Here is a 21,906-nt window from a genome sequence, read left to right as displayed (position 1 = left end):
GATTATGGACAGGTTTTTTCACCTGATCCGGGGCTGCCCGGATCCGTCGTCAGTAACAGCCCATGCTCTTTCGGGCTACGGCGACACCGCACTTCGCGCCTCTCGCTGAACAGGAGGATGCGTGGACATGCCGGCCGTTCTGGATCCTTTTTTGCCGGAATGGGCCCCCTCGATACGGCGATACCGGTGCAGGAGAGCCTTCAGGACGGATAATTTGATATACGCGATACATCCATTGGGGGGTAATGCACGCGTTCCCAAAAAGCCCCATTGAGCTGAAGACCTATCTTGTAGACCCGCTGTACAGGAACACGTTCTTCATCATCATCACATCAATCTCAAGTGCAGGCTTTGGTTTCATCTTCTGGATGCTTGCAGCACGGTTCTACCCGCAAGAAGACGTAGGAGTTGCAACGGCCCTTATCTCATCCATGGGGATGCTGATCCTCTTATCGAAGCTCGGGTTCGATCAATCGATCATACGGTTTTTTCCGACGCGGGATAAATCCAGAGTCCTCGGGACGGCAATAACCGTCACGACACTATTCGGGCTTGTCCTGGGAGTTCTGTTCATAGCTACGGTGGATATCTGGTCGCCCGGGCTGCACCAGGTCAAGGACTATGCGCTCCTCTACATCGCTTTTCTGATAGCCAACTCCGTAACGGCCTTCATCGGTGCAGCGTTCGTTGCACTGCGGAAATCCGAGTTCTACTTCCTTCAGAGCCTCCTTTTCGGTTCAAGGCTCCTTATTCTCATTCCCCTGGTTTTTCTCGGAGCACTTGGAATCTTCAGTTCGCTGGGTCTCTCGTTCATCATCGCCCTCATAGTTTCGGTCTTCCTGCTCTACAGGTCGGGGATTCATCTATCCGGCCTTGATCAGGAATTTTTGCTCGATTCGTTTCGCTTCTCTGCAGGAAACTACATTTCCGGATTGCTCATTGCGGCCCCGAGCACGATCCTCCCGATCCTTGTGTTGAACATTCTCGGTGCAGAACAAGCCGCTCAGTACTTCATTGCGTATGCGATTGTCATGTTCTTATTCCTCATACCCACGTCATTTACGACATCGCTCTTTGTCGAGGGGAGCCACGGCGAAGCACTGAAGAGAAACGTGCTGAAATCGCTCGCCGGAATTTTTGCGCTGCTCGTTCCGGCGGTTGTGGGCCTCTTCGTATTTGGAGAGTATATCCTCGGTTTGATCGGTCCGGATTATGTAGCAGGGCTCGAACTAGTCAAGGTTCTGGCGATTTCAAGTTTTTTCTTCTCGTTTTCAGAAGTATTTATTGCAATCAAGAAAGTCCAGTACGGGCTGAAGAGCCTGATCGTCATCAGCGCCATCATTTTCATCCTGCTTCTGGGATCCAGTTATGCCTTGATGCTGCAGTTCGGGATCCTCGGTGTGGGGTATGCATGGATCCTGACATACGCATCGATCGGCATCGTTGTCGTGCTGTCCATGGCCAGGCGGTACGTTCTGTGATTCGGTAGTGCCCTGCGAACACCTGGTAGTCTGAGATCCCTCCGGGTGTTCCCGCGCTTGCCTGCCATCCTATCATCACCCCCACCCCTCCCCGCGAGCCGCCACGATCCGCGGCATGCAGACGTGAATGACAGCCGGAATAGGACTTTACCAGAGCCCGATATGGGAAATTTATCAGGTATATGCCGGGGCACTACCCGTGATCCGCTCTCCCGTGCACACCCGGACGTCAAAGAGCGAACGCCGAACCCGGGACGGAGGGAGCATCACTCGTTCCGATAGATCCCGCTCTGACCGTTTGAATACACCTTGTTGTTGCGGTAGATCGCGGGATATATCTCTTCGATGCTCCAGTGATCATAATACTCCTCAGGACCGCTTGCAGAGCGCTCGACGACGTTATATGTGCCCAGATAGGTATATGCGCCCCAAACCGGTTTGAAGTCTGTTTTGGGCAAAAAGGGGGGGTTCCTCGCGAGGTTGCCGTAGGAAGTCAGTACATTGTCTTTCCGTGTTCTATCCGCATAGACGATCGAACCGTCCCTCATGTACTCACCCAGCCAGCGGGCACCAAAAACGTCGTGCTCCGGTATGAACGTTCCATAGAAGACATTTTTCGGTGTATCGCCCCCGTATTTCTTGATCGAATCCTGGCTTAGCGCGATGGATGACGGCTGATCGTTGGCGCACTCGTAGATCCAGCCTGTACTGAAGAGGAACAGCAGTGAGAAGAGAACCGAGATCAGTACCAGCGGCGTCCGTCCCGTGAGCCATCCGCTCCGGAGTTTACTGATGTATGTTCCCGGTGCCGCAAGTATGCTGATGCCGCCGATAACGCAGAGCGGGGCAAGGAAGATGAGCACAATCTGGTACAGTCTCGAGGTGTTGAGTGTGCTGGAAAAGTTCGGTACGAGGACGCCCGCAACTCCGAAAAGGAGCGCAATAAAAGAAAACGCAACGTATTCCCGTGAAAAGTTGGTGTTGGTGCGCCGGAAACAGATGGCGATGAACCCGACGACGATGAGTGCCAGAGTTATGAGGTGGAGGCCCTTGGCGACAGTATGCAGGGGCGATTGAGGAGTACTGATGAGAAGATCCAGTCCTTCGGTTGCCTCGGGGTTCAGCAGGTCCACAAAGATCGTATTGCCGATGTGATCGATGATCGATACGATTGTATCGAAGGATGTCCCTCCCGCGACGAGCATATACCACCCGAGCGTGAATCCGGTAAAGAAAAGGACGTGGGCGAGCGTTATCGTCCTTCCATCGTCTTTCCGGCTCAAGGAGCCTCCGCCTGATGATCTCTCCCCCACTGCTGTTCGCGAACGGTTGAGCATAGTATCGCCGCGGGTTGCGGCGATCGAGGAGAGCGTCATGTAGAGCCAGACCGCGATGAGGGCGAGCAGGTAGATATACGATGTTCCGTAATGCGAGATAGCCAGAGAGGCACCGAATACAACAAATAACGTGAAATTCGTTGTTCTGGGTATATTCCTCGCGACCATGAGCATGATGAGCAGGACGAGAAAGAGTTCTGCAATCTCCTGACGCGCCAGAGAGGCCATTTCCGCGTAAAATATGATGAACGAGACGAAGAAGAAGCATGCAAGGAAAGCGCTCTTTGCCTCCACCTGCCTTCGGAAAACATGATACAGTCCCAGGGGCACAAGGGCGAACGTAAGCGGATAGACTAATTTGAACACCCATGTCAGGTCCAGTCCCGTGATATACGAGTAGATCGGAGCCATCAGGACGACGGAGAGCATTGCGTTCACGTTTCCGGGACTTGTGGAGTCCCAGAATGCGTTGTCCATGACGAGGTTTGCAAGGAACGTCTCATAGTGGATATCGTAGCCCCAGAGATACAGGGATATGAGCGATGTGTGAAGCAACAGCGAGACGGAGATGGATAAGATCGCCAGAGGATACAGTGCTTCCGGGATCACCCGATCAAATCCAACCAGTATAGGGATAACCGCGATGAACGCGATCACCAGCATGAGAATTCCGTTGCTGTGATACTGGTTTACAAAATAGGTCCCGATAATTGTCAGCAGCGGCACCAGGTACAGGAGAAGCGCAGGTCTCGAGAGAACCATCTCCGTATCGATATAGCCCGATTCGACGGGTTCTTTATCTCGGACGAGGCTGAGCAAGAGCAGGATCGATGTCGTGACGTTGATCGTCATCAGGATTGAACCGGATGACAGCGGCCGGGAGATCCCAACGAGGGGATAAAGCACGCTCATGAGCAATCCGGTGAACATGAGGATTGCTATACTCAATCCAACTGCATAGAGAAGCGTCTCGATGGTGCTTAGATAATGCACCCTCATGATTCTGAGGACGATTATGCCCGGAATAAATGAGAAAAAAGCAAATCCCAGGATCGCCTGCAGAACCAGGATATGCGAGTTCGTACTCCCGAGGAGTTGTATAACCAGCAGCCCCAGCTGGAACACCAGGATCGCAATGAAATAACTCCGGATCCTCCAGTCGTTTAGCGTAATGGGGTTTCGGATCTGCATGGCACCATCTATGCGAAGCCGGTATGACGGGCACCTGACCCCGAAACCAGCGTCCGGTACAGGTCTTCCAGATTCCCTCCGATTATTCGCCAGTCGTATTTCGCTTCGGCCAGTGCTCGAGCATTATCTCCGATTCTCTTCCGTTCGTCTTTATCGTCGATCAGATACCTGATCCCTGCTATGAACTCCTCGTCGATGTCGTCGACGATGATCGCATGCTCGTAATGTTCGGCATCGATTCCTTCGATTCCTTTCTTCGTGGTCACGATGGGGAGACCGGCGCTCATATAATCGAATATCTTCAGTCTTGTTCCTCCTCCGCTTCTCAGAGGTACGATGGCGATATCGGCGCCGGCAATATTCTGGATATCGGTGATGAATCCAAGCGACCTGACGTTTGCTTCTTCAAACTTCGGAACCTGCGTTCCACCGATGACAAATGATACGTCCGGGTTTGTATCGGCAAAACGAGGCGCGATATACGATTGAATAAGATCGAACCCTTCCCGGTTCGGCGGATGCCTGTAGAGACCGTGGAAGAATACGGCAATATCCGCGGGATGCAGCCCCATCTCTTCGCGAATCCTGGTTCTTGCTTCATCAGATATCCGCGGACGGATACTGCAACCCGAAGGAACGACACTGATCGTCCCGTCTTTGAGATGATACCTTCTCCTGAACGTACCTGCATCATTGTCGCTCACGGCGGTGATGTGGTCGACGAGGTACTTGCAGGAGACCCTCTCCAGTAAATTCGTATAGGCGGGTATGAGTTTCCGCTCCACCAGGGAGTAGTGGTTATGGTTCGCAAAGGTCTGTTGAATGAAATCAGATTCGACATTGTGAGCATCGTAGACTACCGTTATCTTCCTGCGCGTAAGGAGACCGAGCAGCCTGGCCACCAATGCTCCGCTGGGATGGGTGATCTGGACGAGATCGATCTCTTCGTCCCTGATGATCCGTGCCGCCTTACGGATGAAATCGGGATTGATGTCCCTGAATATGGATAGTCTCCTCCGGAGCGCCTCGATATCGTGATAGGTGTATACCTGCGCGACATCGTCATCGCTCTCATCATACAGGTGAGCCGGTTCGAGCACAACGATACGGTTATTTGCGGCCTGGCACTTGACAAGGTTGCAAAACCTGTTCTGGCCCCCGCTCTGGGGTTTTGACAACCCGACGGTTGTCGGGATCGCCAGTATGTTCATAGGCACTTCCGGTATTCCTGTTCGAGTTTTTCCACGACCCGGTCCCATGTCAGATTCTCTCGAACGAACTCCTGTCCTCGCTGAATCATTTTTCTCCCTTCCCCGGGATTTTCAAGGCAGAATGCCATTTTCTCCGCCAGATCCGCACAGTCTCCGTATCGTACCGTCAGGCCGCAGTCGCCTTTCCTGATGAGCTCTCCGCTGCCGTTGCCGTCTGTCACAATCACCGGAGTTCCGCTCATGATCGCCTCGAACGGAACAAGCCCGAATATCTCATACTTTCCCGGATAGACAAGCAGATCGGCATCCTGGTAGGCAAAGCCGACATCATCGATATACCCGACAAACCGTACCCGGTCCTGAATACCGAGAGCCCGTACTTTCTCCTCGAGTTCCCGTTTGTAACCCCATTCCGGCCCGACAATGACCAGGATGGCGTCTTTTTGTTCCTGTACCAGCCGGTAAAACGCTTCTATCAGAAAATCGATCCCCTTGATTCTATCGATTCTGCCCAGGTATAGAATGAGATTGCTTCCGTTCTCTATTCCGCAAAATTTCCGGAACTCCCCCTTGCTCCTGGCGGTAACGCACCTCTCGAAACTGATGCCGTTGGGAATAACGGCGATCTTATCCTCATGAATGCCCATCAGTATATTCTGCTCCTTTTCCATGCTGTTCATGACGATCAGTCTTGATGCAGCATCTAAAATGGCGGATCCGAAGATAAAATCAAAGACATTTTTCACCCTGGCCTTACCCAGGGTTTTGTTCTTCGGGAGCGAGCCGTGTGGTTGCAGGACGTAGGGAACGCCGTACTCCCTGGCATAATGACTTACCATGGCCGCAAGGAGCGTCCTGTGCTCGTGGATGTGAATTATATCATAATTCTGCAGATCCCGGCGTGCAACGAACGGTAAATAGTACGGGACTATGGGCGGTGCTGCTGTGCCCGGAAAATACTTCCGTAAATTTTCAAAATAGTAAACCTTCATCCCCTCGACATTGAGGGGTCTGTTCGTGGGAAGCCCGGTCGGGTAAGTGCTCCGATTCGTCGTATATACAGTGACGTCGTGGCCTGCTCTCTGGAGACGCTTTGAGATCTCATATGCCGCACGTGCCACACCCCCGGACTCCCAGCTCGGCTTGAAGAACGGTGTCACCTGGAGAATCTTCATACGCGATCACAAACCTGCTGCTTGAGCCGTCGTCTGATTATGCCGGCGTAGTAGTTCCGGCGGGACAAAGGGAGAAGCCGGACCCCGCATTCGGCGAGGGATGCGAGCCCATGCTCTCCGATGCGGTACGGGCAGGCTGCAGGGCTGCAGGTGAGTGTCTCCTCACCGTCTGTAGTAGGCCGGTGGTTCCGGCTCCGGCTGCCGGCGTCGGAGGAGATCGTCTCCAGATCCCCGGAAAGCCGATCGTTCCGCTGAGGTTCCTCCCGCACCCTCGCAAACGGATTTTTCCCGTTGTTTGTCCCGGGAGGGATATCCCCAACGTCCTGCAGCCGTACCGACATCATCCGACATCCTCTGCAGGGTAGGTACCGCTCAACCGCCGGCACTCTATGTCTGGATGCCGAGGAGGCCTACATTTCGTATCGATCGAGCAAAACTCCAGCAGGTGAGCGTGTCGCCGAATATCACTCCCTCCTTAGGTGTCGAGTTCCATGCTGGCACTCGGAATATATAATACTTTGCTCAAAATATTCAATCATTAATATAGAAATACGGATATGCTCACCTCCCCGGGGGTTTGATTGGCAAACAGAACGGTCTGCGACGGAGACCAGGGTCCCCCTTTCATCTTCCCCGATAGGGTGCGCCCCGGTCGAATGCTTACCGTCTCAGCCGTATGGGAAGAGTTTCGCAGAAAATCAGCAGCGTTTCTGCAGACACTGCCGGAAATATTGTCGGGATGAAATGGCTCCGCTCTCCCACTCGGGCCTTGACCGGGGAAAGGAGCCGGGCAGGCTTGATGCGTCCGCCCGCTACTTGCACGAACGCCCCGACGAACCCGCTACGACGCCGTGGTGTGGGTCGCCAGGCGGAAGAACCGGCGGGACCTTGCGGTGATGCGCCGCCCGGCCGGGCACCCGGTCCTTCTGCAAGAGATTTAACGAAAAATTCGCGACAGGAATGGTCCGGGGGAGAATATACGCGGCCACCGGCCTCCTCCCCCGCCGGCAGGAAGCAGTTTGAAAAAGCTCCCTCCGGATCTCTCTCTGCCCATAAGGATGCATACGAGATCCCTGTTTTTATTATAAAAATTCGAGAATAAATCACCGTAAAGGATATATATTTATACCGCCATCCACCCACTCACCGGCTACCATATGACCGGGTCTTAAATCGGAATTCGCTCTCCGTCTGCCGGACGCTCCGGCGAGCACCTGCTTTAGCCAGCCTGTTTGCGCTACCGGAAGGTCCGCGCCGCCGTCCTGCGGACAGGGAGCGATTGTCAAGGGGGAAAAATGACAAAACACACATATCTGCTACTATTGTGCGCAGTCGTCGCGATCGGGCTGCTGATCCCGCCGGTCATGGCGGTAGAGGCTGCGCCGGGGGAGGATCTCTATTCTCCCTTCAATAAAGCGCAGGAATGGCCTGATATCGACGGCAACATGATCGTCTGGGAAGACGACAGGAACGGTAACAAGGACATCTACTTTGGGACGGTAGACAAATTCAGGGCAGATCCATATCGGGGTATGCAGTATCCTTCCTACTCGGGCGAGAGTATAACGGATAACCCTGCCTCGCAGGAGAAACCGTCCATCTCAGGAGACTACATCGTCTGGCAGGACAACCGGAACGGGAACTGGGATATCTACCTCCACCGGCGCTCGACGGGTGAAGAGACACAGCTCACAACCGACCCGGGCAAACAGTGGATGCCCATCGTCCGCGGGGACTACGTTGCCTGGTACGACGACAGTACCGGCAGCACAAACATCGTCCTCTATGACATCCGCGAGGGGGCCGTGAAGGCCACTATCGACGCTGACGCAAAGACGACGATTTCTGGCGGGAGCACTGAGTTCAAGCCCGCTCTCTCTGAGAGGTATGTTGCCTGGGTAAACGCGTCGGACGGTGAGAGAGTCTGGTACTACGATATCGATGCAGGAACGTCCGGCCCGGTATCCACGAACAAGGTGACACAATCCTGGCCGTCGCTGTACGGGAGCATCATCACATGGGAAGATCGCCGGGTGAACGCCGACATTTACATGACTGATCTCGACGATCCGTCCGGAGGAGAGCAGAGGATCACGTTCGACACTTCCGAACAGGTCTCGCCGGCAATCAGCGCGAGCATCATCGCCTGGGAGGACATGCGGCCTTCGGGACGGAGCATCTTCATGTACGACCACCTCTCCGGTGGAGAAGAGATGTCCGTTGGTCTGGCCGAAGACAGATTTGACGAACATCTCTACCCCGCCATCAGCGGAAACACCATCGTCTGGCAGAGGGGCCGTGGCTCGGACTCGAACCTCTACATATTCGTCTACGAACCGGGAGCACCGGTCGAACCGGAACTGACAACCATCGAGGTTAACCCCTCCGCGCCCACCCTGGAGATTGGCGACACCGAGCAGTTTAACGCGACCGCTTTCGACCAGAACGACCTTGAAATAACCGACGTCGAGTTCAATTGGTCGTGCAGTAACACGACCGTCGGCACCATCGATGGCACCGGTCTCTTCACCGCCCATGCAGCGGGCACCGCGACCATCACTGCAACCGCCGAAGGCGTCCCCGGAACCGCGACCGTCACCGTCAACGCAGAAGACCCCGCTGAACCGGTGCTCACGAGTATCACACTCACACCGCCCACGCCCACCCTGAAGATCGACGGCACACAGCAGTTCACCGCAACCGCCTTCGACCAGTTCGAAGAAGAGATGAACGGCATTGCATTCAACTGGTCGTGCGACAACGAAACCGTCGGAACCATCGACAATGCCAGCGGCTTCTTCACCGCTCTCGCCGCAGGCACCGCGACCATTACCGCGACCGCCGAAGGCGTCCCCGGAACCACGACCGTCACGGTCACCGCCGACGAACCGGTAGTACCGGTCGTGACGCGCATCGCGATCGACCCGTCCACGTTCACACTTGATCTCAACGCGACGAAGCAGTTCAACGCGACCGCCTACGACCAGGATGACAACGCAATGACCGGCGTTGAGTTCAACTGGTCGTGCAATGACGAGACCATCGGTGAGATCGACAGTACCGGCGTCTTCACCGCAAAGGTCGCAGGCACGGCGACCATCGTTGCGTCGGCAGACGGCAAATCCGGAGAAGCTACCGTCACCGTCACCGACGAAGCACCGGTTGCAAGAAGCATCACGGTCACACCGTCCACGCCCACGCTCGCCATCGACGACACACAGCAGTTCTCGGCAACCGTCCTCGACCAGTTCGGCGGCGCAATGACCGGCGTTGCGGTCATCTGGTCGTGCAGCAATGAGACCGTCGGCGAGATCGACGGTACCGGTGTCTTCACCGCGAAGGCCGCGGGCACCGCAACCATCGTTGCGTCGGCAGACGGCAAATCCGGAGAAGCTACCGTCACCATCACCGCCAAGGACCCGGTAGGGCCGGAAGAGCCGGTGCTCACGAGTATCACGCTCACACCGCCCCGGGCCACACTGGACGCCGAGGACATCCAGAGATTCATGGTGACGGGCCACGACCAGAACGGCAACGCCATGCCCGCCGGTGAGATCGACTGGGCCTGCAGCGACGAAGCCGTCGGGACCATCGACGGGGAAGGACGCTTCACCGCCCTTGCCGCGGGAACCGCGACCGTAACCGCAACGGCAGGCACCTGCTCTGCGGAAGCAGCCATCACCGTCTGCGAAGAAGAGCCTCCGCTCGCGAAGATCGCGGTCGTGCCGTCGGCGGCAAAACTCGAGACCGGCGACGAACTGGAGTTCCGTGCCGTCGCGTTCGACCGGTTCGGCAACATCGTCGAGGACGCCGAGATCACCTGGGAGAGCAGCGATCCGTGCGTCGGCACCATCGATGAGTGCGGCGTCTTCACCGCCCGTGACGGCGGCACGGCGACCATCACCGCATGCGGAGACGGTGCTGAAGGAACCGCAACCGTCACCGTGAACTGCAACGACCCGGTCGTGACGTCCATCGTCGTCACCCCGGCCGCGATAACGCTCGCCGCCGGCGACACCGCGGCGTTCACCGCAACCGCCCTCGACCAGGACGGCTGCGAGATACCCGACGTTACAATCGAGTGGGGCTGCTGCGCTGAGACCGTCGGCGAAGTCGACGACACCGGGTTCTTCACGGCCCACGCCGCGGGCACGGCGACCGTAACCGCATCGGCCGAAGGGGTCGCTGGGACGGCGGAGATAGAGGTCACCGAGGAATCCGCAGGTGTCGTGGTCTCCCCGTCGGCGATCATCCTGAACCGCGGGGACAAGTGGCAGTTCACGACCGTGCATGACCTGCAGGACAACGCAGGTTCCATGATTACCCGGTGGTCATGCGAAGAAGACGAGGGTGTCGGGACCATCGACGAGTCCAGCGGCCTCTTCACCGCGCTCTGCGGGGGAACCACGTCCGTCACCGCAACAATCGACGGAGTCGACGAGGTTGGAACCGCGACGGTGACCGTCCGGTCGACGGCGCCTGAACTTGCGCGGATCGAGGTCAGCCCGTCCGACTTCTGCATCCCGGCCGGGAACTGCCTGACGCTCACTGCGAGAGGGTTCGACCAGTACGGTCTCCCCATGGACGTCGATGTGGATTGGGAGAGCAGCGACCCGTGCGTCGGCGAGATCGATCTCTGCAGCGGCGCCTTCACCGCTCTTGCGGAAGGGGAAGTGACTCTCACCGCATCGGCGAACGGGGTCTCCGGCTCCGCCTGCGTGACCGTCGAGCCCTCGCTCCCGGTTCCGGCCTGCATCGAGGTCGCCCCGCCTGACGCCACGCTCACGGCCGGAGGAACCCGGGAGTTCACGGCCACGGTGTTCGACCAGTGCGAGATCGAGATGGACTGGGTCAGGGTCAGATGGTCGTGCTCCGACGACGATATCGGCACGATCGACCGCTCGGGCCTCTTCGCAGCCTTCTCACAGGGCTCCACGGACGTGACGGCGTGTGCCGGCGGCGTTGAAGGAACGGCCACGGTCACCATCACGGCGGCGCCCACGACCGACCCCACACCCGATCCCACGCCCAATCCCACGCCCGATCCCACGCCCAATCCCGGGAACAACGGCGGGTCGGCAAACGATGGCGGCTGGAGCCCCCGCACCCACTATGCAGGGATCTGTGAGGATCTAAAGAGCGGCGAGACGCACACGTTCTCGGGTATCGACGTCACGTCGGTCGGCAGCATCGCTATCACGGCGGCCGACAACATCCCGCGGCTGCTGATGACCGTGAAGGAGACGGGGTGCCCCAACCTGGCGGCGCCTCCCGGCGGCAGCACCTACGAGTACGTCGAGATCGCCGTATCATGGGCGAACCCGAACCAGATCGGCGGCGCGACCTTGACCTTCACCATCCCGGCGAAGTGGCTTGAGGAGCACGACATGCTCCCGGAGGACGTCAGGCTCATGCGTTACGTCAACGGGGGCTGGCAGATCCTGGAGACCGAGGTCCTCGGTGAAGAGAGCGGATCGTACCGCTTCCGGGCGACCACTCCGGGGTTCTCCACCTTCGCCATCGCCGCGATGCCGGAGAACACGACCATGACGGCGGAGACGAACGTCACGACAGAGGCTACCGCGACGCCCGAAGGGACAGAAACGATGACGACCGGGCCGACCGTCGCGGCGACGACGACACCCGCGGCACCGCTCGTCTACGCGCCCTTCCTTGCACCGCTGGCCTTCCTCCTCTGGGCGAGGAGGAGACACTAACCCTACTTTTTTAGCGCACCTCTCCTGCCGCTCCCGGAACGACGGAGACCCGGGTTCGACAGGACTCCCCGCGACTCGTCCACCTCTACGGGGATCCCCTGTCCTTCTTCCGGAGCGCTTCCCAGTACTCGCGGTTGTTGCTGCATCCGGGGTCCGGCGCGTGGATATCCGGACCGTCGGTCTTCTCACGCCCCGGTCCTGCCGAATTATCGCGACCGGAACAGCCCGGGGGAGATCGCGAGCACGGACCCAAGGAGGAGAGCGGCGAGGACCGGGGCGAGGGCGAATGCCTCCGGGGCGGCGAGGAGGGCCGCGTAGAGGTACCAGAAGGGGAGAAAAACCTGCGTATACGGGGCGGGCGCGACGAGCCCGGAGAGGGCGATGGCGGCCATGACCGTGACGACCGCATAAAGGTGCCCCTCGCCCGATGAGCCCGGGACGACCGCCACCAGGACGCCGAGAGCGTTTGCCGCAACCACGGCGGAGGCGAACGATACAACCGCATACAGGATCCCCGCCGGGACCGGCGGGTGGACGAGCAGGAAGGCGGCGAGGGGGATCGCGACCTGCGTCCCGTCGAGGAGGGCGTTCGCGAGGACGTATCCGGCGGTCAGCCGGCGGGGAGAGACGGGCAGCAGGGCCATCCGGTCCAGCATGCCGCTCTCGCGGATGCGGACGAGCCCGATCGACGACCCGAAGACCCCGGAGAAGACGACGGCGACCGTGATGCCGGCAGCCTGCAGGGATGCGGGCACGTCGGCGAGGATGAGGGGAAGCAGGAGCGCCGCCGGCAGGGCGAACTTGAGGATGAGCCCCCGGCGGTTCCGGAGGTCTTCGAGGAGCTCCTTCTGGAAGAACGAGTCAGGGTGCATCTGCCCCCTCCCCCGTATACGCGAGAAAGAGATCCGGGAGCCCCGGGGCCCGCAGATCGACGCCCACGACCATCCCGCCCTCTCTCGCCACCGCGTGGACGATCCGGGCGAGGAGAAACGACGGGCTGGACTCGTCCGGCGCGGCTATCACCGTCACGCAAAATCCGTCCTCCCGCTCCTCCGCGCCCACGCTCTCGACGCCGGGGACCTCGCCGAGCGGCTGGAGCGCGACCGGCGCCGTCAGCCGGAGGTCGATCGTCACCTTCGCACCGAGCGACCGGACGAGAGCGGCCGGTTCCCCCGAGACGAGCAGCCTGCCCCGGTCGAAGAGAGCAACCCGGTCGGCAAGACCTGCCGCTTCGCTCACGTCGTTCGTGGAGAAGACGACCGCAGCCCCCCGCCGGGCTGCCGTGCGGAGCAGCCCGGCAAGGGTGATCCTCGCCCGGTAGTCTAGGCCGATCGACGGCTCGTCCAGCAGAATGAGGGAGGGCTCGTGCGCCAGGGCCTCGATCAGGCCGAGTTTCCGCCGCATCCCGTAGGAGTAGGTAGAGACCGGGTCGTCCCGCCGCTCCCGGAGCCCGAAGCGCGAGAACAGGTCTTCGAGCCGGTCATGCGCCGCCGAAGGGTCCATGCCGTAGGAGCGGGCAAAGAACCGGGCGTTCTCGTAGCCGGTGAGCGTCTCCCAGTGGGCGGTATGGTCAAAGAGCATCCCGGTGCGGCGCATCATCGCCCGCCCGGCCGCCGGGAGGGTGACGGTCCCTTCGTCGGGAGAGATCAGGCAGGCGACGACTTTCAACAGGGTCGACTTCCCCGACCCGTTGGGGCCGAGGAGGCCGAGGATCTCTCCCTCCCCCACGTCGAGCGTGACCCTATCAAGCGCCCGGACGGAGCCGAACCGTTTCGTCACGTCACGCAGGGAGACAGCCATCGCTCTCTCTCACCGGAACTCAAGGAGGGTGGACCGGGTGACCCGCACCGCCCCTCCGGGGATGGTCTCGGCGACCTCGTAGACGAGGATCCGGTCGCCCGGGCGGACGGTCTGCCCCATGACCTTCCCGCGCAGGATATGCCGGTGAAAGTCGGGGGCAAACCGTTTCACCCGGGTAAAGACGACCACCCGGGCGTCGGGGACCTGCACGCTAACCGCCTCCCATACCGAACCGCCGGGCCGCGTCCTGCACGGCGCTCTCCGTGATCCGGGAGAGGCCCCGGGCCCGGGCGTGCTCCTCGATCGCCGTCCGCGCCGCCCCCCGCGCAAACGGCGGCACCCGCGAAAGGAGGGCCTCCGCCTCCGGGGTCCAGGGTATCGCGTCGATAGGCAGGTCCGGCACCGCGATCGGTCCTGCCGGCGGCGCGACGACGAGGACGTTCGTGGTGCTCATCCGGGCGAGGTTCAGGGCGTTCGACCCGACCAGCGACGCCTCCTCCCGGTGGAGCCCGTAGCGGCCGAGGACGAGGAGCCCCGCCCCCCTGGCCGCCGCGTAGTGGTGCACCTGCGGGCAGACCCTGCCGGCAACGACCGCCGTATGGACCCGGGCGCCCAGGGTTCGCGCGAGGGCCGCCCCGCGTTCCAGGTTCCGCCGGTAGAGGTGTTCGAGGCCCCGGTCGATGATCTCGTCGTGGAGGCGTTCCTGGGCCGGAAAGTTGAACCGGCGCTGCGCATCTTCCGGCAGGGCGTCGGCGATGACCGGGAAGACACCGGCGTGAAAGAAGGGATCGTAGACGGCCACCGCCTCGAGCGGCGCATCGAATGCAGCGGCAATCGTGGCCGCTCGGTGCAGGGCCGCGTAACTTGCGTCGCTCCCGTCCACGCCCACGACAACCGGCCGGTTCTTCAGGTTCCAGGGCCGCCGCACCAGCAGGAGATCCCCTTCGCGGGCATACAGGAGCACCCGTTCGGCGAGGCTCCCGAGGGGGATCTCCGGCGTCTGCCCGTGCCCGGTCGCGCCGAGCACCGTAAGATCCGGCCGGCGCTCCCGGATGAGACGGAGGAACTCGACGTAGCCCCTTCCCTCGGCCGTAACCGGCTCGAACGGGACGCCCCGTGCGGCAGCCTTCGCCGCCGGCGGCGCGAGGTAAGCGTCCGATATGAGCGCCATTCCGCCGGATATCAGGTCGTCGTGCGTCGCCCGCAGGGGGCCGAGCCGTTCCTCCTCCCGGTAGCGCTCCGGGAGGCCCGGCTCCATATCCTCAAAGCGCTGCCGGTGCATCCGGGCGGCATACACGTGGCAGCCGGTGCACCTGCCCGTGCCGGCGGCGGAGGCGAAGGCCAGGGCCGCGTCCACCGCCAGGTCGGAACAGGGAGATCCGTCCACACCGACGAAGACCTGCTGATACATCATGCACAAACAAGGCAGAAGAGCGGCACAAACGGCATAAATGCTTCGGGTACGGTTGGCCGGGCCGTAACGGAGGCGTGAAGATCAGGTCCCGGACGGCAGCAGGACGGTGTCAATGCCCTGGATAACACCGTTGTCGGCCGGAAGTTCGGGGATTGCGACCGTGGCGTTGTTCACCATGACGGCCGGGCCGGTAGCGTTCACGGTAAGGTTCCCGCCCTGCAGGGTCCGGAGCGTCGAGGCGTTTCGGAGACCATCGAGCGTGTAGGAGCCGTTTACGATATGGTAGAGCACGATCTCCGTGCTGTTCGCGGAGCCGTTCAGGACCGACTCGCGGGTGCCGGGGTCCATCTTGTCGAACGCAGCGTCGGTCGGGGCGAACACCGTATACGGTCCGGGACCCTCAAGCCTCGCGGCAACGCCCGTCGACTGGAGGAGGCCCGTGAACAGCGTGAAGTTCCCGAACGCGGGGCTCTCCTCAAGGGGGATGCTGGTCTCGGTCGATAAAAGGACCTCCATGATCTTCCCGGCGGGATCCGGCAAGGAGAGGGAGAAGGGGAGGGTTGCACCCGCTCCCATCCCCTGTCCCCCGGTCATGGCGCCGGTCTGGTTCTGCGTCATGTTCTGGGTCATGTTCCGGGTCATGTTCTGGGTCTGGTTCCGTGCCGGGGTATGCGCGACCGCGGGCGTCATCGTCGTCGGGGCCGGAGTGACGGCGGTGGGCGGCACGATCTTCCAGAGTTTGCCGGTGCTGGTGGCGTTGTCAGGGCCTCCCACGTCGTTCGTCAGCACATACATATCCTGGCTGGTGTCCTCGCCGAACCCGCGCAGGAACGCGCCCAGGGTCTCGTTGTTCCGGGCGGTGATGTTCACCATCTGGGCATCCCACATGGCGTTCTCTTCGGGCGTCAGGCTCGCGGCAGTCTGCGGCAGCGCCCCCTCGGCCCATCCCGTCGGGGGTGTCGCGGCGAGAAGGGTGCCGTTCCCTACAGTCCGGCTGTCGCTCCAGTAGCCGAAGAGGTACCTGCCCTGGAGCCCGACATCGGCCGTCCCGCGGTAGACGTTGCCGCCGACGACGACGACGCCGAGGTCATGGCCGCCCTCGAAGATGGGGCCGATCAGGGGCTCGCCCTGGAGCCCGGTGATATTACAGGACGCACCGGGGGCCGTGGTGGCGTTCGGGTCGAAGCAGTGCGTGCCCTCGCGGATGTGCCAGCCGTAGTTCCCGCCGTTCAGGACGACGTCCACCTCCTCAAAGAGGTTCTGCCCCGCATCGGCGACAAAGAGCGTGTTGTTGCCGCCGGAGTCAAAGGCCATGTAGGCGGGGTTCCGGAACCCGTAAGCATAGATCTCGGCCGGAACCGCCGTGTAGGCGTAGGTGTCGAGGATCTCAGGCTGGGTCCCCACGAACGGGTTGTCGGACGGTATGCCGTAGAGGCTGCCGGCAAACGTCGTCCACGTCGGTTCGGGCGGGTTTTCCGTCCGGTTGACGCTCGCGTTCCCGGTCTGGTTCGCCGCCGCGGTCATGGTCGGCTGCGGCATGCCCCCGGTGGCGGTACTGTCCACGTCAATCCGGAGAATCTTGCCGTAGATCTTCGTGAGATCCTGGGCGTTCCCGATACCGGGGGTATGCCCGTTCCCGACGTCGTTCGCCTTCCCGCCGTCACCGAGGGATATGTAGAGATAGCCGTCGGCGGGACTGAAGGCGAGCTGTCCGCCGTTGTGGTTCTGGTAGGGCTTGTCGATGTACATCAGGACCTTCTCGGAGGTCATGTTCACCGTGTTCGGGTTTTCGGGATCGACCTGGAACTCAGAGATGTGGTTCGTGCAACTCCATCCCTCGGGAGCTTCCGGTCTCAAGGGTGCGCTGTAGAACGCGTAGACCTTACCGTTGGTCTTGAAATCGGGGTGGAACGCGATGGAGAGCAGGCCGCGCTCGTCGTAGGTCGGGCTGAGGCCGACGAGTTTGTCCCGGAGATCCAGGAACGGCTCGGGAAGCACGGTACCGTTCGGATCGACGATCTTCACGAGACCGATCTGGTCCACGACGAAGAGCCGCCCGGTCCCGTCGTCAGGCGATGCGACCATCATGGGTGAGGTGAAGTTCCCTGCGATGAGTTCAAGGCCGATGTTGGCCGCAAAACTCGGAATCGGCGTCAGGTTCGTATGGGATGCGTTGTTCTCGAATGCCGCATCAAGCGGGGATCCGGCGTTCGTGAGGTCCGTTGCGTTTCCTGTCGTCTGGTTTGAACTCTCGTTGGTACCGCTGACATTGCTCGATCCCACCACCTGCGCCCCCGCACCCGCAACGAGCGCGAGAACCAGGAGGAGGGATGCTATGACAAGGGTAACTTTTGTCATGCGAGTCCGGACATGACACAGGGGTAGATAATAGTTGTGCCCGATCCTCCGGTCGCATCCCGGCCCGGTGCGGGTCTGGATTTGTGAGATCTATCTATCCTCGCGGGATTCTCGCCCGTCGGGGTCAGACGGAGTCTTCGTCCGCCGGGTGGTACGCCGTCACCTTCGCGACGTACCAGAAGACCACCCACGAGAGCACGAGCACGATCGCCCAGACCCCGGCGATAACCGGCAGAGGGAGGGGGGTCGCGTAGGCCTGGCCGCCCGGGACGGGGATGATCTGGTAGAACGTCCAGGGTGCGCGTGCCGACTCTCGCACGAACCCCATCACGTTCACGATCGCCGTCCCGAGGATACCGGCCGTGAAGGCGGCAAGGAGCGAACCCCGGGTGAGGTAGCCCCACTGCCCTTCCTTCTCCTCGCTCGTCAGGACGATGACGTCGAGCATGACGATCGCAGCACCGATCGCCGCCATAACAAAGAGGGCGACGTATTTCAGCGGCATTCCCCCGATCGGGTTGATCCAGGCCCCGGGGTCGTCGATGAAGAGCGTGCCGAGCCAGGCGGGCTGGACGAGGATGAACCCGGCGACGGCGGTCATGACCAGGAATCCCTTGAAGATCGTCCGGATGGTGCGGTTCTCCGGCCGGGAAAGGAGCTGGTCTCGGCGGGTGAGGAAGTAGGTCCCGATGGTCAAAAATAGCCCGGCAAGAAGCGTCACCATCATGAGCATCTCCCAGGCCCGGGGGCCGTGCATGATCATCGTGAAGGCGGAGGGCGCGTTCTCCTGGATTGCGGTCATGTACAGCTGCCCGAGGATCGGCTGCATGATCAGCCCCGCGAGCCCCCAGGCGATCCCGTATGCAGCCACCCAGTCCCACTGCTTCTTTGCGGCGAAGTCTTTCTGGTCGATGTAGTGGACGGTCGCAAGGGTCGTGATCAGGAACCCGAAGAAGGCGATTGCGGCGGCGACCCGGTGGAAGGTGAGTTCCCAGAGGGTCGGGTTGAACCAGAGCGCCATCGCCTGGTCAAGCGTCATCGGGAGCAGCCCTGCTTCGGTGAAGGTAAACGACTTCACGCCCGGCGTCAGCATCCCGGCGGCGAGGGTATCGATGGTGACGGTCTGGACAAAGACGCTGACCGCGTAGCCGAACCCGAGCGCGAGGTGCACGCCGGGCCGGATCCGGTCCCAGGCGAACCAGAAGGTGAAGAGCAGGAGGATGATGACCCCATAGAGGATGAAGTAGGCAAAGAGCGGCCACCAGTAGAGGTGGAAGACGTTCATGGAGAGGTCCGGGAAGAGCGCGATAAAGGCCATCATCCCCCCCGCCGCAAACGTCGACCCCGCCGAGAAGAGGATGAGGACAAAGAGCGTGAGCGACCGGGCCAGGTTCCTGTAGCGCATGCGCCGGTATCGGAAGTAGAGGAGCGCCGTGACCGCGATCACCCAGGCGCCCCCGACGTGCAGGTTCGCAAAGACGACGTGGATCAGCATGGTAAACGCGATGACGGCGGACCGGCTGATATCCCCGACGCTCTGGATGGGTATGCCGGACGTGGCGTAGTCTGCGGTGCTCTCGCTGAGATTGTTCGCAAGGATGGTTGTCGAGGGTATCGTCCCGCCCTGGAGCGGGACGATGACGACCGCAAGAAAGATGAGGTAGGCTACGATCGCCACGATGATCGCGGATATGAGGCGCAGTCTTCTCCCCGACCCCTCTTCCGCCGTTCTTGTTTCCCGTGTAACCATTCCCGTACCTCCTCTAAAACGGCGGGGGAAGTTTCGTGAACCCGAAGTGCCAGAAGACGTAGATCGCGACCCCGATGTAGACCGCGATCGCGACCCACATGACGTAGATCAGCGCCCGGCCCCGTCTCCGGCTCATACCTCTTCCTCCCGCTCCGGGTGATAGGATGTCACCCGGGATGTGAACCAGAAGATCGCGAAGACCAGCCCGAGGATGATCAGCCAGAGCACGAAGATCTGGTAGGCCGGCACCGGCGTCGGGTAGGTCTGCTCCCCGGGCACGGGGACGATCTGATAGAACAACCACGGCGAGCGCGCCGATTCCCGGACATACCCCATAACGATGACGATCCAGGTGCCGAGCGCCCCGGCGATGAGCGCCGCCATGCGGGACGCCCGGGAGAGGTTGCCCCACTCCTCGTCCCGGCGCCCGCGGAGGGCCAGGAGGTCGATGCCGACGATGATCGCCCCGATGGCAATCAAGACGAGGAGGGCGATGTGCTTGTAGTACATGATCCCGATCGGATTGAGCCAGGTCCCGGCGTCGTGCTCCATGATCCCCCCGAGCCATGCCGGCTGGACGAGGACGAGCCCCGCCACCCCGGCGATGAGGGCGAACGCCCGAAAGAGGGTTCTGATGTCGTGCCGGCCGAGCCGGACCAGGAGACGCTCCCGCCGCTCGACGAAGTAGACCGAGACGGTGACGATGAGGAGCGAGAGCAGGCCGACCATCATGAGCATCTCCCACGCCCGCGGTCCGGTCATGATGTTGGTGAAGGCCTGGTTCTGGTGGGTGAATATGGTGTACATATACCACAGGCCGAGGAGCGGCTGGGCGATGAGGCCGAGCAGCCCCCAGAGGATGCCGAACGAACCCACCCAGTCCCAGTACTTCTTCGACGGCGGATCGGTCCGGTCGTGGAAGTGGAGCATAGCGAGGAACGCGAGCAGGAAACCGAAGAAGGAGATTGCGGCGGCGACCCGGTGGGACTGGAGCGGCCAGAGCGTGGGGTTGAACCACCACTGCAGGTACTCAGCCCAGGGCATGCCGAGAAGGCCGGGCGCCCCCCAGGTGATGGTCTTCGCGCCCGGCGTCAGCATTCCCGATACGAAGGTGTCGATGGCGAGGGTCTGCAGGTAGATCGAGACCGGGTAGCCGACGGCGAGGAGGACGTGCCAGGCCGCCCCGATCCGGGCCCAGGTGAACCAGAGGGTGTAGACGAAGAAGATCTCGACCCCGAAGAGGATCGCCTCAACGAGGAGCGGCCACCAGTAGATGTGAAATCCCTGCGTGGCGAACGTCGGGTAGAGCGCGATGAAGAACAAGACCCCGGTCGCCGCGAGCGTCGCCCCGGCCGAGAAGAGGATGACGTTGAAGAGCGCGACCGACTTCCCGAGACGGCTGTAGCGCTCTTTCCGGGAGGCGAGAAAGAGGATGACGAGCGAGAGGAGCACCCAGGCGCCCCCGAGGTGCAGGTTCGCAAAGAGGATGTGGGTGAGCATCACGAACGCGATGAAGATCGACCGGCCGGAAGCCCCGAGGTCGACCTCCTGGATGGGCATCTGCTCCTGGAACTGCGGCTCCGCCCCCGAAAGGTCGCTGGAACGTATCGCCGTCGAGGATATGAGCCCGCCCTGCAGGGGTATGACGTAACCGTAGAGGACGATGATGAAGAGCGCAAGCGCGACCAGGATCCCGGCGATCTTCCAGATATCGCCGCGAGTATCGTACTCGCCGGATGCCGGCGGCATTCCACCTGCCTGCGTTCTCGTCCCCCCCCGGCCCGGGCATGGGGAGCCGGACATATAAACGTTATGCCGGGCGACACCGGGAGCGAGGAATTGGGAGATCCTCCGGATCTCCCATCGATGGACGCAGTTACTGCACGACGAAGTCCCCGGTCATCTGCTGGGGATGGACGTCGCAGCGGAAGAAGTAGGTGCCGGGCGTCGCGGGCGCCGTGAAGGTGTAAGTGGTCGTCGCCGGGCCGGTGACGATCTCGCCCTTAAAGATATTCTGGCTCGCGGAGGAGTCGGTGTAGACCGCGAAGTTGTGCGGGATGCCGTTGTCCTTGTTGGTGAAGTTCACCGTCACCTGCGCTCCCGCGGGCACGGTGATCGTGCTCTTGTCGAACTTGATATTCTCGGCGGTGAGATCGACGGTCGTAGCCTGACCGCCCGCTGCGGTGGTCGCCGTGGTTGTGGTGTTCGCTGCTGCCGTGGTTGTGGTTGCTACTGTTGTGGCGTTTGCCGCCGCCGTTGTCGCCGTTGCGGCAGGGGTTTCGGTTCCGGTTGGTGTCGTTACCGTTGCTGTAACGGACGGTGTCCCGGTCCCGGTCGGCGGGGCCGTCGGTGCGGTAACATTTCCGCCCGGCATGGTGCATCCAGCGGCCAGGACTCCGGCGCTCACGATGAGGAGCGCGACCAGAAGGATTACGCTGGGTCTCATGGGGGAGACCATATCATATGTTCTAT

The 21,906-nt window shown here is 61.1% G+C and carries 14 protein-coding genes; 2 read left to right on the top strand and 12 right to left on the bottom strand.

Translation table 11 applies throughout. The features are described from left to right. The first annotated feature begins 245 nt into the window (after nucleotides 1-245). Nucleotides 246-1,481, top strand: coding sequence for an oligosaccharide flippase family protein (locus MchiMG62_RS07125; protein WP_221056371.1), 1,236 nt, complete (start codon nucleotides 246-248; stop codon nucleotides 1,479-1,481). 266 nt (nucleotides 1,482-1,747) lie between these two features. On the opposite strand, the gene MchiMG62_RS07120 is transcribed toward MchiMG62_RS07125, so the two are convergent. From MchiMG62_RS07120 to MchiMG62_RS07110, 3 genes are read right to left on the bottom strand one after another with little or no spacing between them, the layout of a single operon-like run. Then, nucleotides 1,748-4,009, bottom strand: coding sequence for a DUF2206 domain-containing protein (locus MchiMG62_RS07120; RefSeq protein ID WP_221056370.1), 2,262 nt, complete (start codon nucleotides 4,007-4,009; stop codon nucleotides 1,748-1,750). Between the two features lie 8 nt (nucleotides 4,010-4,017). Next, nucleotides 4,018-5,268: a glycosyltransferase family 4 protein gene (locus tag MchiMG62_RS07115; RefSeq protein ID WP_221056369.1), complete on the bottom strand. Its 1,251-nt coding sequence runs from the start codon at nucleotides 5,266-5,268 to the stop codon at nucleotides 4,018-4,020. Continuing rightward, entirely contained in the window at nucleotides 5,217-6,395 is a 1,179-nt protein-coding gene (locus MchiMG62_RS07110; protein ID WP_221056368.1) for a glycosyltransferase family 4 protein, read from the bottom strand. Before MchiMG62_RS07110 ends, MchiMG62_RS07115 begins: the two co-directional genes overlap by 52 nt. A 1,295-nt stretch (nucleotides 6,396-7,690) precedes the next feature. Between MchiMG62_RS07110 and MchiMG62_RS07105 the strand changes: the two genes are divergently transcribed. Then, a complete protein-coding gene (locus tag MchiMG62_RS07105) occupies nucleotides 7,691-12,112 on the top strand; it encodes an Ig-like domain-containing protein (protein ID WP_244987610.1) in 4,422 nt (1,473 codons plus the stop codon). 206 nt (nucleotides 12,113-12,318) lie between these two features. Here MchiMG62_RS07105 and MchiMG62_RS07100 read toward each other — a convergent pair whose 3' ends face one another. The 9 genes from MchiMG62_RS07100 to MchiMG62_RS07065 all read right to left on the bottom strand — a co-directional run bounded on the left by MchiMG62_RS07100 (nucleotide 12,319) and on the right by MchiMG62_RS07065 (nucleotide 21,880). Beyond that, complete coding sequence (locus tag MchiMG62_RS07100) at nucleotides 12,319-12,984, bottom strand: ABC transporter permease (protein WP_221056367.1); 666 nt, start codon at nucleotides 12,982-12,984, stop codon at nucleotides 12,319-12,321. Beyond that, nucleotides 12,974-13,912 (bottom strand): ABC transporter ATP-binding protein, encoded by a 939-nt coding sequence (locus MchiMG62_RS07095; RefSeq protein WP_221056366.1) that lies wholly within the window; start codon nucleotides 13,910-13,912, stop codon nucleotides 12,974-12,976. The genes MchiMG62_RS07100 and MchiMG62_RS07095 overlap by 11 nt, the downstream gene beginning before the upstream one ends. A gap of 9 nt (nucleotides 13,913-13,921) precedes the next feature. Continuing rightward, nucleotides 13,922-14,122, bottom strand: a complete 201-nt coding sequence (locus MchiMG62_RS07090; RefSeq protein ID WP_221056365.1) for a hypothetical protein — start codon at nucleotides 14,120-14,122, stop codon at nucleotides 13,922-13,924. 1 nt (nucleotide 14,123) lies between these two features. After that, nucleotides 14,124-15,326, bottom strand: coding sequence for a universal stress protein (locus MchiMG62_RS07085; RefSeq protein ID WP_221056364.1), 1,203 nt, complete (start codon nucleotides 15,324-15,326; stop codon nucleotides 14,124-14,126). Nucleotides 15,327-15,407: 81 nt separating this feature from the next. Then, on the bottom strand, nucleotides 15,408-17,684 hold the full coding sequence (locus tag MchiMG62_RS07080) for a fasciclin domain-containing protein (RefSeq protein WP_221056363.1): 2,277 nt from the start codon (nucleotides 17,682-17,684) through the stop codon (nucleotides 15,408-15,410). Between the two features lie 124 nt (nucleotides 17,685-17,808). Continuing rightward, nucleotides 17,809-19,434: a cytochrome ubiquinol oxidase subunit I gene (locus MchiMG62_RS07075; RefSeq protein WP_221056362.1), complete on the bottom strand. Its 1,626-nt coding sequence runs from the start codon at nucleotides 19,432-19,434 to the stop codon at nucleotides 17,809-17,811. Between the two features lie 13 nt (nucleotides 19,435-19,447). Further along, nucleotides 19,448-19,570: a hypothetical protein gene (locus MchiMG62_RS13305; protein ID WP_280636141.1), complete on the bottom strand. Its 123-nt coding sequence runs from the start codon at nucleotides 19,568-19,570 to the stop codon at nucleotides 19,448-19,450. Beyond that, nucleotides 19,567-21,183: a cytochrome ubiquinol oxidase subunit I gene (locus MchiMG62_RS07070; RefSeq protein ID WP_221056361.1), complete on the bottom strand. Its 1,617-nt coding sequence runs from the start codon at nucleotides 21,181-21,183 to the stop codon at nucleotides 19,567-19,569. Before MchiMG62_RS07070 ends, MchiMG62_RS13305 begins: the two co-directional genes overlap by 4 nt. A 127-nt stretch (nucleotides 21,184-21,310) precedes the next feature. Then, nucleotides 21,311-21,880, bottom strand: coding sequence for a cupredoxin domain-containing protein (locus MchiMG62_RS07065; protein ID WP_244987609.1), 570 nt, complete (start codon nucleotides 21,878-21,880; stop codon nucleotides 21,311-21,313). Between the last annotated feature and the right edge of the window lie 26 nt (nucleotides 21,881-21,906).

It is taken from the genome of Methanoculleus chikugoensis (assembly GCF_019669965.1).
In the GTDB taxonomy this organism is placed as follows: domain Archaea; phylum Halobacteriota; class Methanomicrobia; order Methanomicrobiales; family Methanoculleaceae; genus Methanoculleus; species Methanoculleus chikugoensis.
This window is presented reverse-complemented; position numbering and strand designations above follow the sequence as displayed.